The organism is Bradyrhizobium sp. (assembly GCF_016213215.1).
In the GTDB taxonomy this organism is placed as follows: Bacteria; Pseudomonadota; Alphaproteobacteria; order Rhizobiales; family Xanthobacteraceae; genus Bradyrhizobium.
Window position 1 is genome coordinate 69,774 of sequence record NZ_JACRAW010000043.1, and the last position, 22,535, is coordinate 92,308.

The 22,535-nt window shown below is 62.7% G+C and carries 12 protein-coding genes and 1 pseudogene; 5 read left to right on the forward strand and 8 right to left on the reverse strand.

Going from position 1 to position 22,535, the window contains the following annotated elements; all coding sequences use genetic code 11:
* Window positions 1-175 precede the first annotated feature (175 nt).
* Window positions 176-1,084, forward strand: a complete 909-nt coding sequence (locus HY852_RS08765) for a ferritin family protein (RefSeq protein ID WP_291604049.1) — start codon at window positions 176-178, stop codon at window positions 1,082-1,084.
* Window positions 1,085-1,126: 42 nt separating this feature from the next.
* Here the strand turns inward: HY852_RS08765 and HY852_RS08770 are convergent, their stop codons facing one another.
* Complete coding sequence (locus tag HY852_RS08770) at window positions 1,127-2,044, reverse strand: HAMP domain-containing sensor histidine kinase (RefSeq protein ID WP_291604050.1); 918 nt, start codon at window positions 2,042-2,044, stop codon at window positions 1,127-1,129.
* Between the two features lie 33 nt (window positions 2,045-2,077).
* On the opposite strand from HY852_RS08770, the gene HY852_RS08775 reads away from it, so the two are divergent.
* Window positions 2,078-2,365, forward strand: coding sequence for a hypothetical protein (locus tag HY852_RS08775; protein WP_291604051.1), 288 nt, complete (start codon window positions 2,078-2,080; stop codon window positions 2,363-2,365).
* Between the two features lie 118 nt (window positions 2,366-2,483).
* Here HY852_RS08775 and HY852_RS08780 read toward each other — a convergent pair whose 3' ends face one another.
* The 7 genes from HY852_RS08780 to HY852_RS08810 form a co-directional block, all read right to left on the reverse strand.
* Window positions 2,484-3,227, reverse strand: coding sequence for a response regulator transcription factor (locus HY852_RS08780; protein ID WP_367116353.1), 744 nt, complete (start codon window positions 3,225-3,227; stop codon window positions 2,484-2,486).
* Entirely contained in the window at window positions 3,196-4,560 is a 1,365-nt protein-coding gene (gene ccmI, locus HY852_RS08785) for a c-type cytochrome biogenesis protein CcmI (RefSeq protein ID WP_291604052.1), read from the reverse strand. Before ccmI ends, HY852_RS08780 begins: the two co-directional genes overlap by 32 nt.
* Window positions 4,557-5,015 carry a cytochrome c-type biogenesis protein gene (locus HY852_RS08790; RefSeq protein ID WP_291604053.1) on the reverse strand — a complete coding sequence of 153 codons (459 nt, stop codon included), beginning with the start codon at window positions 5,013-5,015 and terminating at the stop codon, window positions 4,557-4,559. The genes ccmI and HY852_RS08790 overlap by 4 nt, the downstream gene beginning before the upstream one ends.
* 44 nt (window positions 5,016-5,059) lie before the next feature.
* The gene (locus HY852_RS08795; RefSeq protein ID WP_291604054.1) at window positions 5,060-5,596 is read right to left on the reverse strand and encodes a DsbE family thiol:disulfide interchange protein; all 537 of its coding nucleotides are present in this window, start codon (window positions 5,594-5,596) and stop codon (window positions 5,060-5,062) included.
* 9 nt (window positions 5,597-5,605) lie between these two features.
* Window positions 5,606-7,588 (reverse strand): heme lyase CcmF/NrfE family subunit, encoded by a 1,983-nt coding sequence (locus HY852_RS08800; RefSeq protein WP_291604055.1) that lies wholly within the window; start codon window positions 7,586-7,588, stop codon window positions 5,606-5,608.
* Window positions 7,589-8,024: 436 nt separating this feature from the next.
* Window positions 8,025-9,509 carry an ankyrin repeat domain-containing protein gene (locus HY852_RS08805; protein WP_291604056.1) on the reverse strand — a complete coding sequence of 495 codons (1,485 nt, stop codon included), beginning with the start codon at window positions 9,507-9,509 and terminating at the stop codon, window positions 8,025-8,027.
* An 82-nt stretch (window positions 9,510-9,591) separates the two neighbouring features.
* The gene (locus HY852_RS08810) at window positions 9,592-10,893 is read right to left on the reverse strand and encodes an NAD(P)-binding domain-containing protein (protein WP_291604057.1); all 1,302 of its coding nucleotides are present in this window, start codon (window positions 10,891-10,893) and stop codon (window positions 9,592-9,594) included.
* Between the two features lie 453 nt (window positions 10,894-11,346).
* Between HY852_RS08810 and HY852_RS08815 the strand changes: the two genes are divergently transcribed.
* From HY852_RS08815 to HY852_RS08825, 3 genes and pseudogenes are all read left to right on the forward strand, one after another.
* Window positions 11,347-12,165: a pyridine nucleotide-disulfide oxidoreductase gene (locus HY852_RS08815; protein WP_291604058.1), complete on the forward strand. Its 819-nt coding sequence runs from the start codon at window positions 11,347-11,349 to the stop codon at window positions 12,163-12,165.
* Between the two features lie 12 nt (window positions 12,166-12,177).
* Window positions 12,178-13,539 (forward strand): cytochrome c3 family protein, encoded by a 1,362-nt coding sequence (locus HY852_RS08820; RefSeq protein WP_291604059.1) that lies wholly within the window; start codon window positions 12,178-12,180, stop codon window positions 13,537-13,539.
* A gap of 447 nt (window positions 13,540-13,986) precedes the next feature.
* Window positions 13,987-22,535: pseudogene (locus HY852_RS08825) on the forward strand (hypothetical protein); the annotation flags it as partial.

Below are 22,535 nucleotides of genomic sequence, written 5' to 3' on the forward strand. Positions count from 1 at the left end.
CGGGCGCGTTTTCCTTCAAATGTTCCTGAATTTGGACGAGGGGGCGTCGCCGCTGACAGCCCGATCGGGATCATTGATCCAACCACCGCAAATTGACTCCGGTTCGCGTCGGCTGTCTAGTCGTAAGAAGTCGACCGAGTTTGTGCTGGAGCAAACTCAGCTACGCAGGTGCGTCATGTTGCTAACGCGAACGCTACACCTGAAAAATGAACCGACGGGAACTTTGCACTCCCTCGACGAGCTGTTTGCCCTGGCGAACGCGATGGAGAAGGAAGCGGCCGATTGCTATGCCGATCTCGCGGCGGAGATGCGGCTGCAGAACAGGAGCGACCTTGCGGAGGTCTTTGCGGAGCTCTCCGCTGCAGAGCGCGGGCATGTCGACAGTGTGGCGCGGTGGTCGCAATCGCGCTTGGGCAGGCCGCCAGATCCGGCGCTGGTGCGTTGGGAAGCACCCGAAACCTTCGATGCCGAGACGATGGCCGAGATTAAGGCGTCGCAATTGCTGACGCCTTACCGCGCTCTGTCGACGGCCGTGCGCAATGAGGAGCGCGCGTTTGCCTTTTGGTCCTATGTTGCAGCTTTCACGCCGGATCCCGAGATCAAGAAGGCTGCCGAAGCAATGGCCCGGGAGGAACTGGGGCATGTCGCTACGTTGAGGAAGGAGCGCCGCCGCTCCTACCATCGCGAGCGGGAAAGCGGCGCAGGCGATCGGACCCGCGCGGCGGCAGGAGACGGGCAAGTGGACGCGGGTGTTCTTGAGCGCCGGCTGGCGGAGCTTCTGGCCGGCGAGGAGGAGCGAATTGAGGATGTTTCGCGCCATCGCCTCTTTGAACTGCGGGAAGAAACGAAGCTCATGGCCGCGGACGCGGCAGGGCTCGCGCGCTTTCCGGCATCTCTCATGACGGCAGATGACACAACCATAGCAGAGGCCCTGGTTGATGGTTATCTTGAGGGCGCCGAACGTTCCAATGACGCCGAACGGCTGGAACGGCTGCAGTCGCTCGCAGGGCGCGCAATTTCTCGCCTGGCGTGGTTGCGGAGCCTGGCGGCTGGCACCGAACCAAGGCGTAGCGACAAAGATTGACGGCGCAATGGGAAGGTGGGCCTCGGCACGAAACGGCGACTCTCAGGACAGAGCCGCCAGCTTGTTCAGGACGAGGTGGACAGCCGCGCCGTCGTAGCGCGAGCGCTCGATGCGCAACTGGCCGCCGTATAGCGCGGCGAGATCATGGGTAATTGCCAGCCCGAGCCCGGTGCCGGGCATCTTCTCGTCGAGCCTTACACCGATGCCGAATACGGCCTGCCGGTGTTCGGCGGGTATTCCAGGCCCATCGTCTTCGACCAGGATTTCGACCTTGTCTCCGAGATCCCGCAGCGAGACGACAACGCGTTCACGCGCCCATTTGGCGGCGTTGTCGATCAGATTGCCGACCATTTCTGTCAGATCATTTGGGTCGCACGCCACGACCGTGTCGGTCGCGTCGCTATCCAATTCGAATGCCTTTCCGCGGCCGGCGTTCAGTCGGGAGAAGGCGCTGATCACGTCGCGAACGACATCGGCGGGATGCGAGAAGGCTCCGGCATTGGTCAATGACGAAGCCCGTGCGCGCGCCGTCTGATAGTCGATGAGAAGAGCCATCCGCGAGCACTGTTCAGAGAGAAGCCGCGCGGTTTCGCTGTGGCCCCGCTCTTCGAGTTCTTTGGCCTCCGCGGACAGGACGGCGAGCGGCGTCTTCAGGGCATGGGCGAAATTGCCGGCAAGAACGCGGGCGCGTTCGACCATGTTCAGGTTGGCCGCTATCATTCCGTTGAGTTCGGTGACCAGCGGCTGGACCTCGGAAGGCAGATCATCGGGAAGCTGCCGGTTCTGTCCTGACCGCACCGCGATCACTTCCTGACGGATGCGCGCCAGCGGATGCAGGCCGTAGGCGATCTGGGCGTAGGCGCCTCCAATGAGTCCGATGGCGATTATGCCGAGCGACGCGGCCAGCGGCAGATGTATGCGAGTCATCTCTTCATCGATCAGGCGTTCGTCAACGCCCATGCGAACCTCAATCGGCTGCTTCAGGTGCAGCGGTTGAAGGAGCTTTCGAATCAGACGCATTGGGCCGGTTGGCCCATCGACGCTGGCACTCTTGTCGTCCTCACTGCTCGGACCGGCCGGGAGAAACAGCGCGTCCTGAAGCGAAGCCGAGCGGAGGGTTGCGCCATCCTGGAGATGTACCTGCCAGTAGAGACCGGACCGCGCCGGGGCAAATCGAGCATCGCTCAGGGGCCGCGTCAGGACAGGTGTGCGGCGGGAATCGATCTGGACCAGGCCGGCAAGTTCTTCCGAGTGATCAAGCAGGTCATGTTCGAACTGTGAAACGACAACGCTACGAAGTATCGCAGCAAGAACGAATCCGCTGAAACAGAGTCCGATCGAGACCCAAAGTGCAGCGCCTATGATCAGTCGGGCACGAAAGTTCCGGCGGAGCATTGGCCTATCCTATGCGGTATCCCATGCCTCGAACGGTGCGGATAGTTTCCCGGCCCAGCTTCTTTCGCAGTCGAGCGATGTAGACCTCGACCGTGTTGGAATCGCGAAAGTCGTTCACGGAATAGATGTGATCCAGCAGTTCGTTCTGAGAAACGATGCGTTCAATGCGGTGCATGAGATAGTGAAGAATACGCATCTCAAGTGCGGTCAGGTCGACGGTACGGCCGGCCTTCTTGACAATACCAAGCGCGGCATTGATCTCGATGTCGCCGTGCCGGATCGTCGGGTCTGGTTTGCCGATCGAGCGGCGGAGCAGTGAGCGCAGTCGTGCGACAAGTTCCTGCGGTTGAACCGGCTTTTCCAGGTAATCGTCGGCGCCGGCGTTGAGTCCGTTCACTCGTTCGACCCATCCGCTTCGTGCGCTGAGGATCACTACCGGCAAATTGCGGCCGGCGTGCCGCCAACGTCGGAGGACGTCGAGGCCCGACATGGCGGGCAGGCCGAGGTCCAGCACAGCGGCATCATAGGTCTGGGTGTCTCCGAGCAGCCAGCCCTTGTTGCCGTCGCCGGCGAGGTCAGCGACAAATCCCGCCTCGGTCAAGCTGGCCTTGATCCGATGCGCGAACGCTGCCTCGTCTTCTATTACAAGTATGCGAATGTTGCTCACCGTTCGGTTGATGTTGGTCTTCCTGAAAGAATCTATGCGGATGAAACTGTCACGGTTCGATGCCAAGTTGTCGGGCGGCATCAACAATTCGAGTACGTTCCGGCTCGCCGTCAGCGAAGATGGCGAGCGCGCGCTGAAGCGATGTCTTGGCCTGCTCCGACTCGCCGAGTACCACGCGCGAGCGGATGAGCTTGATCCAGCCCTCTGCATCCTTCGGCGACTGATCAAGGCGCGCTGCCAGGCCTTCAACCATGCCGCGGACCATGGCGTTCCGATCCTGGGGTGCCATGCTCTCCGCCTGGCGGACCTGCTCCGCGGTTGGTTCGCGTGGAGATGCTTCGGCTGCCTGTTGCTTCGCTTTCTCCGCGCGCAGAAATTCCCGCATGGCGTCGACCGAGATATCCGGCGCGGCGCGGGGAGGCGCGGCGGTGGTGTCGCCAAGATCCCTGCGCAGCTCCGCGACGCGTTGCTTGAGATCGGGGACCCAGGCCTCGGTCGGGTCTGCTTCGGCAAGCAGGTTATTCCAATCCGACAGCGCTGATCGCTTGTCGCCGGCCTGCTCTTTTGCGAGCCCGGTGAAGAACCGCGCGCGCGGATCCTTTGGATCGAGTTGGAGGGCTTGATCGAACTCCTTCCTGGCCTCTGGCGTGACGACGCCGTCTGCGCTGCGGACCAGCGCCTCACCCCGCGCGCTCCGGTAATCGGCGGAGCCGGGACGCAGTTCGATGGCCTTCGAATAGGCGCCGGCCGCGTCTGCGAACCGATCCAGACTGAAATAGGACCAGGCGAGCATGCGCCAGCCTTCCGGATCCTTGGGGTTGCGCTGCAGCTTTGCCTGCAGGCGTTCGACCATTTCTTCGACCGGGGGCAATGCGCTTTGTGACTGGTTGTTGTTGCGTGACTGGCTGTTGTTACCGGAAGCCGCCGGTTGGGCCGGTGTTGCGCCCTGGGGACGTACCGCCGCCTGCGTGGGCGTGGCGGGAAGCTTCGACGGCGTTGCCGTTACCGCTGCGGCGGGCGTCGGCTGCTCCACGCTCGCCTGGTTCGGGGTTGCGGAAGGGACGTCCGGATTTCCGACGACCGTATAAAGCACGATGGATCCGAAGATCACGATCGCGGTCACGGAGGTGACTGCAAAATTGCGTTCCTGTCGGCTCAGCGGCGCGTCCAAGGCGTCGTCAGTCCGGCCTGCGGCGAGTATTTTCCGCTTGATCTCGGTACTGGCGCTTTCTGCCTGATTGGCATCGATCAGGCCCTGGGCCAGCTCACTTTCGATTTCCTTCAATTGATCGCGATAGACCGCGAGATCTCCGGCCGACTGAAGGCGCGATCGCTCGAGCCTGCGGATAAACGGCCCCGAGAGAAGTACCGCTGCCGCAGCGATCATCGCCGTTAGCACCACCCAGAGGGTCATCGATGGCTCCGTTCATTGAGAATTGCATTGATCTGCTCAAGCTCCTTGTCGGTGAGCCGCGATGGGGTGTCGGCTTGTTCACCACTGTCCGCCGAGCGTCCGATAAACCGGCGAAAGCCGAGGCCGGCGAGCAGCAGGATCAGCAAGGGGCCGACCCAGAGCAGAATTGTGTTGAGCTGCATCGGCGGCTTCAGCAGCACGAAGTTGCCGTAGCGCGCCACGATGAAGTCGACGGCTTCTCGGTCGCCGTCGCCGGACTTCAGGCGTTCGCGCAGCAGCACACGGAGATCGCGCGCCAGCGGCGCGTTTGAATCGTCGATGCTCTGGTTCTGGCATACGACGCAGCGCAACTCCTGGCTTAGTACGCGGGCGCGTGCTTCGAGTGCCGGATCCTGCAGCATTTCGTCCGGCGTGACGGCCCGTCCGGGTACGCACGCGATCGCCAGCGAGGCCATCGTGGCGAAGCCGAACAGTGTCGTTCTGATCAATTGCCTTTGCATCATCGGCCGTTCCGCAAGTTCTTCAACAATGGCTCGAAGTTTTCACGCCAAACCTCTTCGGTGAGCGGCCCGGGGTAGCGGTAGCGGATGCGTCCCGTGGAATCGATCACGAAAGTCTCGGGCACACCCGTCACGCCGAGGTCAATTCCGACGCGCCCGGATTCATCGAGGCCGACACGTGTATAAGGACTCTGGTTACGGCTCAGCCAGCGCGCGGCATCGGCCTGACGGTCCTTCCAGTTCAAGCCGAAGATCCGGACATTGGCCTGCTCGGAAAGCTTCAGAAGCATTGGGTGCTCGTAGCGGCATCCAGGGCACCACGACGCAAACACGTTCAGCAGCGTGACCTCGCCCTTGAGATCCTGGTCGGAAAGGCCGGCATCGCTGCCGTCGAGCGAGACGAGAGCAAATGCCGGCGTGGGCCTGTCGATGAGTGTCGACGGCAACTTGCGCGGGTCGTTGGTCAGGCTGAACGCAAATCCCGCCGTCAACAGCAAAAGTCCCGAGAGCGGAGCGATGCGGTAGAAGATCGCCATCATCGTTTCCTATTCGGCCGGAACGGCGACCAGCGAGGCTGCGGAGCGCTGCGGTGCGCCGACACGAAGCCGTCGGTCGGCCAGTGACACGAATCCGCCAAACGCCATCGTCAGTGCGCCGATCCAGACCAGGGGCATGAACGGGTGATAGTAGAAGCGCACCGCCCACGCTCCCTTGCCGTCGGGGTCTCCCAGGGTCACGTAAAGGTTGGAAGCCAGATTGGTGCGGATTCCCGCGGCGGTCGTCTGCTGCTGTCGCACCGGATAGAAGCGGCGTTCGCTGTAGAGCTGCGCGAACTGGCGCCCCTTGCGACTTATATCGAAAATGCCCCTTTCGGCCTCGTAGTTCGGGCCCGGAACATTGCCGACGGAGCGCAGGCGCACGTCATAGCCCGACAGTTGCAGGCTCTGCCCGGGGCGCAACATCTCGATCTTTTCGGTAGCCCAGGTCGACATGCCGGCGATGCCGGCAACGGCGACACCCATGCCGGCATGTGCGAACACCAGGCCATAGAACGCGAGCGGCGTGGTGCGCGCCAGTCGCAACGAAGTCGCAAGCGGGGCGAACCCGAGGCGGGTGCGGTGGATCAGGACGACCAGAGATCCGACCACGAGCCAGGCCGCGACAGCCATGAAGAAAGCGGCGAGCCAGCCGCTGCCGAAGGTGAGCGTCAGGACCGTGGCTGCGATCAGAAGGCTTGCAAGCGCAGCCAGCTTCAAGCGGCCGAGTGCGGTGCGAAGGTCGTCGCGTTTCCACTTGAGGACGGGACCGATCGCCATCACGATGAGGAGCGGCACCATGATCGGCACGAAAGTCCTGTTGTAGTAGGGCGGACCGACCGAGATCTTGTCGTTGCCCATCATGTCGACCACGAGCGGATAGAATGTGCCGAGAAACACCGTTGCCGCCGCCGTCGTGAGCAGGAGATTGTTGAGTGTGAGGCTGCTCTCCCGGCTGATCGGTGCAAAGGGCGCGCCATGCTTGAGGACCGGCGCCCTGATGGCGAATAAGGTGAACGCACCGCCGGTCGAAATCAGGATCAGGGCCAGAATGAAGGTGCCGCGGGCGGGATCCTGCGCAAACGAATGAACGCTGGTCAAAACGCCGGATCGAACCAGGAAAGTGCCGATCAGACTGAGCGAGAAGGTCACGATGCCAAGCAGGATCGTCCAGCTGATCAGCGCGTTGCGTCGCTCCACTACGAGGGCCGAATGCAGCAATGCCGTGCCCGCCAGCCAGGGCATGAACGAGGCATTCTCGACCGGATCCCAGAACCACCAGCCACCCCAGCCGAGGGTGTAGTACGCCCAGGCGCTGCCAAGCGTGATGCCTATCGTGAGAAAGCACCAGGCGGCGAGCACCCAGGGTCGCACCCAACGCGCCCAGGCTGCATCAACTTTCCCGTCGATCAGCGCTGCGACGGAAAAGGAGAAGGCCATCGAGAAGCCGACATAGCCGAGATAGAGGAAGGGCGGATGAATCGCCAGCCCAGGGTCCTGGAGGATCGGGTTAAGGCCGTTGCCATCTGCCGGCGGATCGACCAGTCGCGTGAACGGGTTTGACGTGGCGACGATGAAAATTAGAAAACCCAGTCCGATCATGCCGTGAACGCCGAGCACGTTCGTCTGCAGCCGGTCCGGCAGGTTCGTGCCGAACAATGCGACCGCTGCGCCGAACAGCGCGAGGATGAGGACCCATAGCAGCATGGATCCCTCGTGGTTTCCCCATACTCCCGAGACCTTGTAGAGCAGCGGCTTCAACGTGTGGGAATTCGCCGCAACGATTTGAAGCGAGAAGTCGGACGTCACGAATGTGTAGGTGAGGCACGCGAACGCCAGCGCGATAAAAAGAAACTGGGCCATGGCGGCCTGGCGCACGAACGCGACGATCAATGGGTCCCGGCGTCGGGTGGCCACGAACGGCACCAATGACTGAACAAATGCAATAAATAGCGCAAGCGTAAGCGCGAAGCATCCTGCCTCTGCTGCCATCCCCTCGTCCCCCTGACCGCAGCCAGTATGTTTGCGGTAGCGATCCACGTTGACCGCCACGCCACCCATTTATGACTGGAGACTCGAATTGAGGCACTATTCGTTCGAGATTTCGTCATTCTGCCGATAACGAAATATCAGATTGCGTTCAGGCAACGGTGTCGCGGCAGGGCTGTAGTCATGATCAGGTGGAGCCCCCTAGACCGCTTACCGAGAGCAATACGAACAGCTAGCGACACGTATTCTATTGCAGGAATTGAATTTTCTTTTCAATGTGAGATTGCGAGGCACGTGCAATCTCGAGTGCGCCTGCCAGACGAGCTGCGCTGTAAAGCGGCCGCCACGAATGTGGCGGCGTCGGGTTTTTCCACAAAAGCGCGGAGTGTCGGAAGCGAATCGAGCGCAACGCATAGCGCTCAATCGTGCGGTATCCGAATCACTCCAGCAGCTTGCTGACTTCCGCGCGGCCGGTGATTGCAGCGATGTCCGCGGCGGTTTCCCGCTTCTTGTTCTTGAGCCGCTTATCCGCCCCAGCTTCGATCAAAATCTTTGCGATCTCGCCGTGCCCCTCGTAGGCAGCCATCATCAGCGGACTCAAGCCCAGGCTGTTACGGACGTTGGGATTCGCTCCGCGCTGCAGCAGCCTGCGCACGATATTGGTCATGCCCGCCTGTGCAGCCAGTATCAATGGCGAGTTGCCGTTGACGGTTGCTGCCTTCGGGTCGGCGCCATGATCCAGAAGGGCGCGGCACACCGGCCCATCGTGCTTTTCGAGCGCTCTCAGGAAAGGCGTCACGCCCGCACCGTCGGGCCGCAGGTCCGCGCCGGCACGCAGGAGGACGTCCACGGCGGCCAGGTTGGCGCGATCGGCCGCGTACCAAAGGGCCGTGCGCCCATGCTTGTCCACCGCGTTGATCGAGGCACGTTCGGCGGCGAGCAGTTCGACGATGTGCTGCGGACAGGAGGCCGTCGCGATCATGAGCAGGGTCTGGCCGCCATCCCGCGTCGCCGGCCCCTCCGCATTTTTCTTGAGAAGCTCGGCAATCGTATCCCCGCTGCAACTGCCGACGGCAGCGGACATCGCAGTGGTGCCATCGGCGCTGCTGACGGAAGCATCCGCTCCCTTTGCCAGCAACGCCCTGACGACCTCCACGTGGCCACGCCGCGCTGCAAGGATCAATGCGGTCTCACCGGTCTTGTTGCGGGCGTTCGGATCGGCTCCGGCCGACAGTATTAGTTCGGTGAGTTCGGCGCGCCCGCCGGCCGCGGCGATCGCGAGCGGCGTGTCGCCGTCGCTGCTTGTGGCATTGACGTCGGCTCCAGCACGGATCAGTTGACGGGCCGGCGCCACCTGGCCGCGTGTTGCCGCGTCGATCAGGGCGGGCTGACCGTTGCGCGCGGCGGCCTGCGGCGCGGTATTGAGCGCCGCATTCGTCAAAGCCCGGCTTGCCGAACCTGGCTCGGCGCTCGAGGTTTTTTGGGGTGGAGCAGGGGGCCGTGTCGCGACTTCCGCCAGCAGCTTCGCCGCTGGTCCATAACCCGCTGCTGCCGCTCTCCGCACCCATTCCTGCGCTTTCGCTGAATCGAACGGCGTGCCTCGAGCCGCGAGGTACATGGTGCCCAAATTGTATTGGGCCTTGGCGTGCCCCTTTTCGGCGCTGAGCTTCATCCACCTGAAGGCAGCCGCCGGATCCGGCTTGGTGCCGACGCCCGAGCGATAGAGCGATCCCAACCGATACTGCGCGTCGGCATCGCCGGCCAGCGCCGCCCGTTCCAGCAACTTGAGCGCCTCGTGATGGCGCCCCAACCGGATTGCGGTTTCGGCAGCGCGGCTGGCGCCGCTCTGCGGGCGCTGACTTGTTTCCGACGCCGGTTCCACAACCGCGGTGGAGGAGGCGCCGACCGCCGCGAACTGCGGCAACGGATCTGCAAGCGCGGAATTCGAAGCTGAGCCGCAGGCTGCGAACAGCAGAGCGGTTAGAGCACTGACGGAACGCACGCAGCTAGGCTGTGCCATATTTCGTCTCGACCTTGATGCCCATGCTCTCGAGAAAGGGCGTCGGCAGGATGCCGCCGACACTCGCGATTACTGTGTCGTTCTCGATCGTATAGAGCTCGCCTTCCGATTCGATGTGGACATCATCTAATCCGATTCGCTGAATCGACGAATTCAACAAGACATTCAGCTGGCCCGATTTCTGCGCTTCAGTCACCCGGTCGCGGTTCTTCAGCTTGGCGCGGTTGAAGGATCCGCTTCGATGCGACAGCGTAACGACCGTATCCGGTTGTTCTGCAACGGCGCACGCCGCTTCGAGCGCTGCGTCGCCGCCGCCCACCACGAGGACACGTTGGCCTCGGTACTGATCTGGATCGACCAGGCGATAAACAACCTTCGACTGATCTTCGCCGGGGACCTCGAGCTTGCGCGGCGTGCCACGTCGTCCAATCGTCAGCAGCACGGCACGAGTCTTGTAGGTCGCCCGTCCCGTCTTGACCTCAAAACCGCTTTCGAGTTGCGTCACCGTTTCGACGCGCTCCCCGCTGTTTATCTTGAGCCGGGTCTTCGCCGCGATCTCCTCGAAGAATCCGATCAGTTCTTCCTTGCTCAGTTCGGTGAAGTTGAATTTCCCGGCCAGCGGCAACGTGAATGGAGCGGTCATCACCAGTTTGCCCCGCGGAAAGTGGGCAACGGTGCCGCCGAGTGTATCTTGCTCCAGGGTCACGAACCGCAGCTTGTGTTGCAGCGCCGCGAGGCTTGCCGAAAAACCTGCCGGACCGCAGCCGACGATCACCAGGTCGAGCTGGCCGGGTTCGCCGATGCCCTTGAGCTGGCGCACGGAGTCGATCGCTTGTCGCCCCTGCTCGATCGCGTTGCGTACCAGGCCCATTCCGCCCAGCTCTCCGGCGATGAAAATGCCGGGCACGTTGGTTTGAAAATCCTCACTGACGTTGGGAATATCGATTCCTCTCGTCGCCGTGCCGAAGACCAGAGTGATAGCATTGGCCGGGCAGGCGGCCTTGCAGGCTCCGTGGCCGATGCAATGCGAAGGTTCGACGAGCTCAGCCCTGCCGCCGATAAGTCCCAGAATGTCTCCCTCCGGACAGGCCCGCACACACGATCCGCATCCGATGCATTTCGAGGGATCGATAACCGGATGGAGCGAGGCCGGCTCCATCAGGCCCGCCTCCTTGGCGGCGGAGAGTCTCGCGAGGCTCTGTGTCTCGCGTTTGTGGCGTGCGGCGAGATACGCCGCCCAGACACCGACCATCGGGACCGCGTAGACGAAGAGCGTATCAAGAGCCATGGGCTTAGGTCTCGGGATTCAATGCGTCCAGCTCGGCAACGTTGCTCACTGGTCGAATGCCGCCGTGACGAAGCTGGATGCTTCCGTGTCGGTCATCCGCAAGTCTCCGCCCCTCGAACATTCGCCGGTCTTTTGCTAAGACGGCATCCATTTCGATCGATGAAAAATGGATCCGCAAAGTATCCGAGCTCCATTTGCGTTGCGTTAAGGACAATCGATCTGGCGCGGTAAATCAGTCGCCATTGGCGGAATTAAGGCCCGATCTCGCAGAAGCGAAGTAAAAGAGGCGTCGTTTCAGCTGGCGTTCAGGATTATCGAAAAAATTGAATGTACTGTCGTCGCTAACCGAGAATCATTCCCACGCATCCACCGGCTTTCATATTCCTCTGCATGGCGAGCGGAGCACAGACCGTAACCAACATAGCAAACCCGATCACGCGGGTTCTTCCGGCGATGACCGCTGTCATGGCGCTGACTGGCATTGCCGCCGGCTGGCTACAAAGTGGCGAGGAATACCTGGTGCCGGACTCCGGTCCCGGGTACTGGCTCGGGATTGGCGGCAGCCTGGCGATGCTCTCACTGCTCATCTACTCCTTCCGCAAGAGATACAGGTCGGCACGCGTGCTGGGATCGGTGCGGTTCTGGTTTCGAACCCACATGATCCTGGGCGTCCTTGGACCGGTTCTGATCATCTTTCATACGAACTTCAAACTTGGTCCGCTGAACAGCAACGTCGCGCTGTTCACCATGCTGACCGTCGCCTTGAGCGGCGTTGTCGGAAAATACATCTACGGCAAGATTCACATGGGCCTTTACGGCCACACGGCTAAAGCCGAAGAGATCCTCGCCGAGGCCGAGCGACTGAAAGATGAGCTCGGGGCCGAGCTGAACGCCGCGGCTTTCGTGGCTCAGGAAATGAACGCGTTCAGCAACAGCATCAAGGACAAGGCGCCGAAGAGCGCATTGGGGAGCTTGTTGGCCGGCGCGGTCATCGCCGTGCGGGCGAGAACAATGCGCATGCATCTGATCGCCGAAGCAAGACGTCTCATTCGCATCGAAGGCAGGGCGCTGGGCTGGTCGTGGTGGCAGCGCCGAGAGAAGTTGAACAGAATCACCCGCATTGTGAGGCTTTACTCGGCGGCAGTGCTCAAGGCCGCAGAGTTGAGTTTCTACGAACGCCTGTTCGCGCTGTGGCATGTCCTGCACCTGCCGTTGTTTTTTCTGATGTTAGCCACCGCGACCATTCACGTCTGGGCGGTCCACCACTATTGAGGAGGCAGGCTCTTGAGGGGACCGCTCGCTGCGCTTTTGGCGATCGCAGGCATTGTGGCGCTTTGGTTGCAGATGCCGGCTTCCGCCCAGACCGTACTGGAACGGCTGGTGATGCCGGGCCCACTGGTGGAGCATCATGCCAAGTACGAATCGCAATGTTCGAAATGCCATGAGCCGTTTTCCAGGCATTCGCAGTCGAGACTATGCCTGGACTGCCACAAGGAGATTGCAGCCGACCGAGCGGCTCGCACGGGCTTGCACGGGCGCGATCGCGAGGCGATCGCGCTGGAGTGCCGGCAGTGTCACACCGATCACAAAGGTCGCGAGGCTGACATCACCCAACTCGACCGGGAGACGTTCAACCACGATCGTGCAAACTACCGGCTGGTCGACGCCCATAGGAACGTCGCCTGCGAGGGGTGCCACAAGGAGAAGATCAAGTATCGCAAGACGCCGTCGGTCTGCTTCGAATGCCACAAGAAGTTGGATCCGCACCGGGGGCGGCTGGGAGAGAGGTGCGATAGCTGTCATTCCGTGACAAAATGGCGTGATACCAAGCCCTTCGATCATGATCGGACGCATTTCGCGTTGCAGGGCGCGCACAAGAAGGTCGCCTGCGCAACGTGCCATGCGGGCGAGGTCTACAAGGACCTGGCGACCACCTGCATATCATGCCACCGGCTGCAGGACGTGCACGCGGATCGTTACGGTGCAAAATGCGAGACATGCCATAACCAGAACAAGTGGAGCGACACGCGTTTCGATCACGACAAGACCAAATACCCGCTGCGCGGCGCGCACGCGAAGATCAAGTGCGATACCTGCCACACGGGCGTTCTGTATCGCGACAAGCTCGCCAGCACCTGCATCTCCTGTCATCGTAAAGACGACCCACACAAGGGCAAGCTGGGTACTCGATGCGAAACCTGTCACGGCGATACTGACTGGCGCAAGAGCGTCTCGTTCGATCACGACATCACGCATTTTCCGTTGATCGGCCTACACGCCCAGGTGCCGTGCGAGGAATGCCATCGTAGCCCGACCTACAAGGATGCGCCGACCGCCTGCGAGAAATGCCACGAGGACCGCCATCAAGGACGGCTCGGCACGCGGTGTGCAAGCTGTCACAACCCGAACGGATGGGGGCGCTGGCGTTTCGATCACGCCCTACAGACGAAATTTCCGCTCACCGGCGCGCATCAGAAGCTCACATGCGAGACCTGCCATAAGGCCAAGTCGCCACCCAGCCTCAAATTGGCGATGGACTGCTACAGCTGCCATCGTATCGCGGATCCGCACCAAGGCACTTTCGGCAGGGATTGCGAGCGATGTCACGTCACCACCACGTGGCGGAAGCTGGAGATCAAGCGCTGACTTGCGGAGCGCGACATCCTTCTGCAGGTGTTTCGCAATAAATGCGGCATGCATAGCAGAAAGGCGTTCCGCCGTTCAGCTTGCATTCAGCTTGGTCAACTTTCCGGCCAGCTTTCAGGTCTTTCTCAGATCCGTCGTTTACGTTTGTGGCAATCGAATCACTTCGGATGATTCGGCGATCTGCGGCCCAGAAGGGGATGCGCCGCAGAGGGGGATGAAGGAGCGTTCGTAACGCGGGTGGGGGGACAGCAGGAAGCCGCCCGCAGGACCGAGTATGCGTGAAATGTCAGCTGACGGCACACGGCAATCGCTGCGCGATTTTGCCGAACGGGATTTTGTGTCTCGAAGGGTTGGCAGCCTGCATTCGCGGTCTCGGTAATTGTTTCAGTTCGGGTTGCAAGGTCGGAGACGAAGTTGCTCGGGTGCCGTAGTCATCTGACGCGCGTGATGCGTCGCGTATGCGCCATGTTTTGGGGCGCCGCGGTCGCTTGCGTGTTTGTGATCGCCGGCGTGCAGGACGTCCATGCGCAGGGCGCGAGCTTCGATCATTTCTCGACCGGTTTTCCGCTGACGGGTAGCCATCGCACCGTCGACTGCGGCTCCTGCCACGTCTCTGGACGCTTCAAGGCGACGCCGACCCAATGTGTGAGCTGTCATAACGGCGCGCAGACGTCCGGCAAGCCGGTAAATCATCCGAAGACGACCAACCGATGCGAAGCTTGTCACCAGACGACGCGGTGGAGCGACATTCGCGTCATCGACCATACCCAGGCGACCGCCGCCTGTTCGGCCTGCCACAACGGCAGCAGTGCCCGTGGCAAGCCGCCAACTCACATGCCGACCAAGGCTCCGTGCGAGAATTGCCATAAGACCACCGCGAGCTTCGCGCTGGGCACCAAGATGGATCATACCGGCATCACTGCCGGTTGCGCGACCTGTCACAATGGTACGACGGCACTCGGGAAACCGAACAACCATGTGCCGACCATCATGCCGTGCGAGACCTGCCACACCAGCACAGTCAGCTTCGCCATCGTCCTGAAGTTCGACCACACCGGCGTCACGTCGGGCTGTGCCAGCTGCCACAACAACGTCACGGCACTTGGCAAGTCTGGCAATCACGTTCCGACCACCCTGCCGTGCGAGACCTGTCACGCCAGCACCGTCAGCTTCGCCGGTGCCTTCTATCAGCATAAGGCGAGCGACACCTATTGCGTGGGCTGCCACGACAACGCAGTCGCGCCAGGGATGGCGACGCCGCCGCACATCCCGGCCCGCGGCGTGCAGTGCAGTGAGTGCCACACGAACACGGCGCCGAGCTTCGCCACCTACACGATGAACCATTCGGCGGTGGCTGGCAGCCGATGCGACACTTGCCACAACGCTGCCTACACCACGCAAGGCAACCAAGGCGCGTTTGGAACCGCGCAACGTCCCAACCACGTTCCGACCGGCGGCCAGGATTGCATCACCTGCCATGCGAACGCCGCCACCAGCCACATCAGCTGGGCCGGTGCGACGTTTGTACACCAGCCCAGCGACAGCAATTGCGCGAGTTGTCACAACGGCGCCATCGCGCAAGGCCAAAGCAACCCGCCGCATATCCCGATCGGCGCGGCTCAATGCAGTAATTGCCACACCAGCGCAGCCTCAAGTTTCACGACCTACAACATGAATCATGCTGTGGTCAGCGCGAGCCGGTGCGACAGCTGCCACAACGGATCCTTTGTCAACGAAGGTACGGCGGGTGCGCAGGGCACCGCGTCCTTTGCCAGCCACGTCGCGACGAGCGGGCGGGACTGCATCGCCTGCCATTCGACGGCGGCGGCGAGCTTTTCGAGTTGGCGGGGAGGCAAGTACGTCCACGCTGCCTCGGATGCCAGCTGCTCGTCGTGTCACAACGGGTCGAACGCGACCGGCATGTCCACGCCACCGCACGTCCCGTCCGGTACGGTGCAATGCGGCAATTGCCACAGCAACTCGGCGACAAGCTTTGCCACCTACTCCATGAATCACACGGCGGTAGCTGCAATCCGCTGCGACGCCTGCCATTCGGGTGCGTACACTGGTGAGGGCAGCAAGGGGGCGCAGGGCACGTCGGCCTATCCGGGACACATCCCGACTGGCGGCCGCGACTGTCTGAGCTGCCACACGAGCGCCGCCCCGGCTTTCACCAGCTTCGCCGGCGCCGTCTATGCGCACTTGCCGACAGATACCAATTGCTCGAACTGCCACAACGGGACTACGGCCACGGGCAAGTCGACGAGTCACGTCCCCGTTGGTTCGGTCCAGTGCAGCAGCTGCCACAGCAACACGGCTATTAGCTTCGCGTCCTACACCATGGACCATGCAGCGGTGAGCTCCAGCCGCTGCGACAGCTGTCACAACGGATCCTATGCCAACTACGGCACCAAGGGTGCGCTGGGGACTTCGTCTTATCCCGGCCACGTCCCGACCAACGGGCAGGACTGCGTCGCTTGTCACGCCGCGGCCGGCGTCGGATTTGCGTCCTGGACCGGCGGCGTCTATGCGCATCAGCCGGGCGACACGAACTGTTCAAACTGTCACAACGGAACGGCAGCAACGGGCGCTTCTACGCCGCCACACATTCCGGTGTCCGGAATCCAGTGCAGCAATTGCCACAGCAACACGGCTGCCAGCTTCACCACGTATACGATGAGCCACGCTGCGGTCAGCGCCAGCCGCTGCGATGCCTGTCACAACGGCTCCTATACCAGCCAGGGTACGAAGGGCGCGCTTGGAACTTCCGCTTATCCCGGACACGTCTTTACGGCAGGACGCGACTGTTCAGTCTGCCACACCGGCGCGATGGCCACCTTCTCAAGCTGGGTCGGCGGCGCCTATGCGCACGCGCCTTCGGATACCAATTGCGTCAGTTGTCATGACGGTCTGATGGCGACCGGCATGACGACGCCGCCGCACGTTCCGACCGGGCCAACCCAGTGCAGCAATTGCCACAACAACACAGCGGCGAGCTTCGTGACCTACACGATGAGTCACGCCGCGGTAAGCGCCTTGCGCTGCGACGCTTGTCACAACGGGTCTTATACGAGCCAGGGCACCAGCGGCGCTCTCGGCACCGCGTCGTATCCGGGCCACGTTTCGACCAACGGCTCGGACTGCGTTACCTGCCATGCGAAGGCGACGGTGAACTTCACGACCTGGTCAGGCGGCTCGTTCGTTCACGGTCCCTCGGATACCAACTGCGTCAATTGCCACAACAGCAAGACCGCGACCGGCCTCACCACGCCTCCGCAACTTCCGACCGCGACAACCCAGTGCAGCAATTGCCATACCAGCACTGCCGCGAGCTTCACCGCCTACACGATGAATCACGCCGCGGTTGCGACGGTTCGGTGCGATGCCTGTCACAACGGGTCGTTTGCCAGCCAGGGCACCAGCGGCGCGCAGGGGACGTCCTCATACCCCAATCACGTGGTGACCGCCGGACGCGATTGCGTCACCTGCCACGGGGCTACCGGGTTCACAAGCTGGGCCGGAGGTCTCTATGTCCATCAGGCCGCCGACACGAATTGTACGTCCTGCCACAATGGAACGACCGCCAAAGGACTGACGGCACCGCCGCACATTCCGACCTCGACCATCCAGTGCAGCAACTGCCACAGCAACACGGCGGCAAGCTTCGCCACCTACACCATGAATCACGCCGCCGTTGCGACGGCCCGCTGCGATTCATGCCATAACGGGTCGTACACGGGTCAAGGATCGAAGGGGGCCTACGGTACTGCGTCCTACGCTGGTCACGTTGCGACCAGTGGGGCCGATTGCGCGACCTGCCACACCAAGGCGGTGACCGGCGGTTATGTCACCTGGTCGGGTGCCATCTACGCGCACCAGGCGGGCGATACCAATTGCTCGAACTGCCACAACGGCACCGCCGCGACCGGACACACGACGCCGCCTCACGTGCCGATCGGGACGGTCCAGTGCAGCAATTGCCACAGCAACACGGCGACCAGCTTCATCACCTATACGATGAGCCATGCGGCGGTCAGCTACGCCAGGTGCGACAGCTGCCACAACGGCTCGTACACCAGCCAGGGAAACACCGGCGCCTACGGCACGGCAAACTATCCAGGCCACGTTGCCACCAACGGTCAGGACTGTGTCGCCTGCCATGCCAAGGCAGCCACCAGCTTCACGAGTTGGGCGGGCGGCTCCTACGTTCACCAACCGTCCGATACCAACTGCATCAGCTGTCACGGCGGCGGCACCGCTACGGGCATGAACACGCCCCCGCACATTCCGTCGGGCACGGTCCAGTGCAGCAATTGCCACAGCAGCACGGCGGCAAGCTTTGCCACCTACACTATGTCGCACGCGTCGGTCAGCGCGGTTCGCTGCGATGCGTGCCATAACGGCTCATATACGACGGAAGGCGCCAGGGGCGCGCAGGGAACGGCCTCCTATCCCAACCACGTCGCGACCAGTGGTCAGGATTGCGCCGTCTGCCACGCATCGGCAGCCGCAACGTTCACCTCCTGGACCGGCGGCACCTATGTGCACCAGCCGGCCGACACGGCGTGCTCGAACTGCCACAACGGCAAAACGGCGCTAGGACTGACCACGCCGCCGCATGTTCCGGTGGGGACGGTCCAGTGCAGCAGCTGCCACAACAACACAGCGGCAAGCTTCACGACTTACACCATGACGCATTCGGCCGTGAGTGCGTCAAGGTGCGATTCCTGCCACAACGGCTCCTATCTGGGCGAAGGGACGAAGGGCGCTCAGGGAACGGTCTCCTTCCCCGGCCACGTCGCGACCAACGGCTGGGATTGCATCACCTGCCACGCCAGCGCGGCGACGACGTTCACCAGTTGGGCCGGCGGCAAGTACACGCACCAGGCCGGCGATACCAACTGCGCGTCCTGCCACAACAATACGATCGCGCCCGGCATGACGACGCCGCCGCACATTCCGAGCGCGACGGTGCAGTGCAGCCATTGCCACACCAACACGGCGGCGAGCTTCACGACCTATGTTATGACGCATTCGGCGGTGAGCGCGATCCGCTGCGACGCCTGTCACAACGGATCGTTCACCGCCCAGGGCACTTCGGGTGCGCTCGGGACTGCGTCCTACCCGAACCACATCGCCACTGCCGGGCGCGACTGCGTCACCTGTCACGCGGCAGCCGCGGCGAGCTTCACCAGCTGGGCCGGTGCGACCTACAGCCACGTGGCGACCGACACCAACTGCTCAAGCTGCCATAACGGGACGAATGCGCTCGGCATGACGACGCCGCCGCACATTCCGAGCGCGACCGTCCAGTGCAGCAATTGCCACAACAGCAACGCGGCGAGCTTCACGACCTATACGATGAACCATGCATCGGTCAGCGCAACGCGCTGCGATGCCTGTCACAACGGCTCCTATACCTCGCAAGGCACCAAAGGCGCCTATGCCACCACGGCCTATGCGGGCCACGTGGCGACGACAGGCCGCGACTGCATCAGCTGCCATGCGTCCGCGGCGAGCGGCGGCTACGTCAGCTGGGCGGGCGGCGTCTATTCTCACCAGCCGACCGACACGAACTGCATCAATTGCCATAACGGGACCACGGCGACCGGCATGACCACGCCGCCGCATATTCCGGCGAGCGGGATCCAGTGCAGCAACTGCCACAACAGTACTGCGGCGAGCTTCACCAGCTACACCATGAGCCATGCGGGGGTGAGTGCTGCCCGCTGCGACTCCTGCCACAACGGTTCTTATACGAGCCAAGGAAACAAGGGCGCATACGGCATCGCCAGCTATCCTGGCCACATCGGGACCGCGGGCCAGGACTGCATCACGTGCCATTCAGCCGCGGCGAGCGGTGGTTACGTCAGCTGGGCGGGCGGCACCTATTCGCATCAGCCGGGCGACACCAACTGCATCAACTGTCACAACGGTACCACGGCGACCGGCAACACCACGCCGCCGCACATTCCGGCAACCGGCATTCAGTGCAGCAACTGTCACAGCAATACGGCGGCGAGCTTCCTCACCTACACGATGAACCACGCGGCAGTGAGTGCCGCGAGATGCGACACCTGTCACAACGGATCCTACACCAGCCAGGGCACCAAGGGCGCATACGGCACGGCTTCCTATCCCGGTCACGTCGCGACAGCTGGCCGCGATTGCGTGACCTGTCACGCGGCTGCGGTCGGTGGCGGTTACATGTCGTGGGCCGCAGGGACGTATACGCACCAGGCGACCGACACCAATTGTGTCAACTGCCACAACGGAAAAGCCGCCCTCGGGCTGACCACACCGCCGCACATTCCCACCGGCACCATCCAGTGCAGCAACTGCCACAGCAACACGGCCGCCAGCTTTGCCACCTATACGATGACCCACACCGCTGTGTCAGGCATGCGTTGCGATGCCTGCCACAATGGCTCCTATACGGCGGAAGGCACCAAAGGCGCGCTCGGCACGGCGAGCTATCCCAATCATATCGCGACCGGCGGCCGTGATTGCGTGACCTGCCACGCCAGCGCAGCCGCGAGCTATACCAGCTGGGCGGGCGGCGGATACGTGCATCAGGCGACCGACACCAATTGCTCGACCTGCCACAACGGGACGACGGCGCTCGGACTGACGACACCTCCGCACATTCCGACCGGCACCATCCAGTGCAGTAACTGCCACACCAATACGGCGGCAAGCTTTGTCACCTACACGATGAATCACACGGCGGTCAGCGCGGTTCGCTGCGACGCCTGCCACAACGGCTCGTACACTGCCGAAGGCACGAAAGGCGCAATGGGGACGGCATCATATGCCAACCATGTCACGACCGGCGGCCGGGATTGCGTCACCTGCCATGCCACCGCTGCCACGAGCTTCGCGAGCTGGTCGGGCGGCACCTACGTTCACCTGGGTACCGACACCAATTGCACCGCCTGCCACAACCGGACCACGGCGTTAGGCCTGACCACACCGCCGCATATTCCGACCGGCACGATCCAGTGCAGCAACTGCCACACGAGCTCGGCCCTCAGCTTCGTCACCTACACCATGAACCACGCGGCGGTCAGTTCGAGCCGCTGCGACGCGTGCCATAACGGGTCGTACACCTCCCAAGGAACCAAGGGCGCACTGGGCATTGCCTCCTATGCCGGCCACGTTGCGACGGGCGGCCGCGATTGCATCGCGTGCCATGCCAGCGCGGCGACCAACTTCTCAAGCTGGTCGGGAGGCATGTACACGCACCAGGCGGCGGACACCAATTGCATTTCGTGCCACAACGGCACCACCGCCACTGGATTGACCACGCCGCCGCATATTCCGACCGGCACCATCCAGTGCAGCAATTGCCACAGCAGCACGGCGACAAGCTTCACCACGTATACTATGAAACACACGGCGGTGACGGGCACGCGTTGCGATGCCTGCCACAACGGTTCCTATACGTCGCAAGGCACCAAGGGCGCCTATGGCACGGCCTCCTACGCCGGTCACGTCCCTACCAACGGGAAGGATTGCGCGAGCTGTCACGCGAAGGCGGTGAGTGGCGGTTATGTCAGCTGGTCGGGCGGCACTTATACCCACGCCGCGGCCGACACGAATTGCTCGTCGTGCCACAACGGTGCGACCGCGACCGGGTTGACCACGCCGCCGCATATTCCGGTGCCCGGAATCCAGTGCAGCAACTGCCACACCAGCAGTGCAACGAGCTTCACGACCTATACGATGTCCCATGCCGCGGTCCACGCGACGCGGTGCGACACCTGCCATAGCGGCGCCTACAAGAGCCAGGGCACCAAGGGCGCGCGGGGGCCCGATCACAGGGCGACGTCCCAGGACTGCGGTTGTTGCCACGTGAAGTCGACCACGACCTTCACCAGCTGGAGTGGCGAACAGAAGCCCGCCGCCGGGTGTGTGACCACGGCCAAGACGCTGGTGCCCGCAAAGCCCACGACCCTCGCCGTGCTGACGAAGTCGGTGCAATCGGTCGTCACGCGGACGATCTCGGGCGTCACCTCGGTGGTGCGCTCTGCCGCATCCAAGCTTACCGGCACGGCGCCCCAGTCCCGTTCATCGGGCACGGGCGTTGCGCCCAAGAGTACGCCGATGCCCACGGCGACGCCTTTGCCGCCGGCGACGCCGGTAGCAAGATCCGCAAAGCCGAGCCCCGCGCCAAGCACCAGCACCAGCCTCGTGTTCAACAGCAAGCCGGTGTCGACTTCGACATTTGCGCCCGCGGCGACGGCTCCAGCCGCTCCGGGCACCGCGGTTGCGCCTTCGGCCGGCGCCAGGACGAACCCGAGCGTGTCCAATTTCGCAAAGGTCGCGCCGGTCGCATCCGGCGGCGTCTCGAAGCCCGCCGGTACTACAGCGACTCCTGCTGTCGTGCCGTCACCGGCTCCAACTCCTGCCGTGCAGAACTTGGCGCAAGCTCCGGCCAGCGTCGTGCGGAGCATGCCGCCTCCTGCGATCGGTCCGTCGGGTGCGACGCCGCCAAGCTTCGGTCCGTCGACTCTGACAGCTGGGAATCTCAAGCCGGGTTTCGGTTCCATGCTCGGCGCCCGGTTTAATCACTCCGTTGGACAAGGACCGTGCGTCTCGTGCCACAACGGCCGCGATGCGACGGGCAAGCCGCCCAAGCACATCGTCACCAACGCGCCATGCGAGACTTGTCACAAGAGCACAACGACCTTCGCCGGGGCACGATTCACGCATACAGCAGCCACGGTGGCCTGCGCGACCTGTCACAATGGCGCAACGGCGCTCGGCAAGTCGCCAAAGCACGTTGCGACCACCGCGTCCTGCGAGACCTGTCACAAGAGCACCACGACCTTCGCCGGGGCGCGGTTCGATCATAAGGCTGCCACGGCGGCCTGCGCGACCTGTCACAATGGCGCAACGGCGCTCGGCAAGTCGCCAAAGCACGTTGCGACCACCGCGTCCTGCGAGACCTGTCACAAGAGCACCACGACCTTCGCCGGGGCGCGGTTCGATCA

Coding starts and splice junctions, on each gene's coding strand:
- HY852_RS08800 (WP_291604055.1), bottom strand. CDS start 7,588: ATGGCAGCAGAGGCAGGATGCTTCGCGCTTACGCTTGCGCTATTTATT.
- HY852_RS08780 (WP_367116353.1), bottom strand. CDS start 3,227: ATGCCGCCCGACAACTTGGCATCGAACCGTGACAGTTTCATCCGCATA.
- HY852_RS08795 (WP_291604054.1), bottom strand. CDS start 5,596: ATGGCGATCTTCTACCGCATCGCTCCGCTCTCGGGACTTTTGCTGTTG.
- HY852_RS08815 (WP_291604058.1), top strand. CDS start 11,347: ATGACCGCTGTCATGGCGCTGACTGGCATTGCCGCCGGCTGGCTACAA.
- ccmI (WP_291604052.1), bottom strand. CDS start 4,560: ATGACCCTCTGGGTGGTGCTAACGGCGATGATCGCTGCGGCAGCGGTA.
- HY852_RS08765 (WP_291604049.1), top strand. CDS start 176: ATGTTGCTAACGCGAACGCTACACCTGAAAAATGAACCGACGGGAACT.
- HY852_RS08790 (WP_291604053.1), bottom strand. CDS start 5,015: ATGGCCTCGCTGGCGATCGCGTGCGTACCCGGACGGGCCGTCACGCCG.
- HY852_RS08770 (WP_291604050.1), bottom strand. CDS start 2,044: ATGGGCGTTGACGAACGCCTGATCGATGAAGAGATGACTCGCATACAT.
- HY852_RS08810 (WP_291604057.1), bottom strand. CDS start 10,893: ATGGCTCTTGATACGCTCTTCGTCTACGCGGTCCCGATGGTCGGTGTC.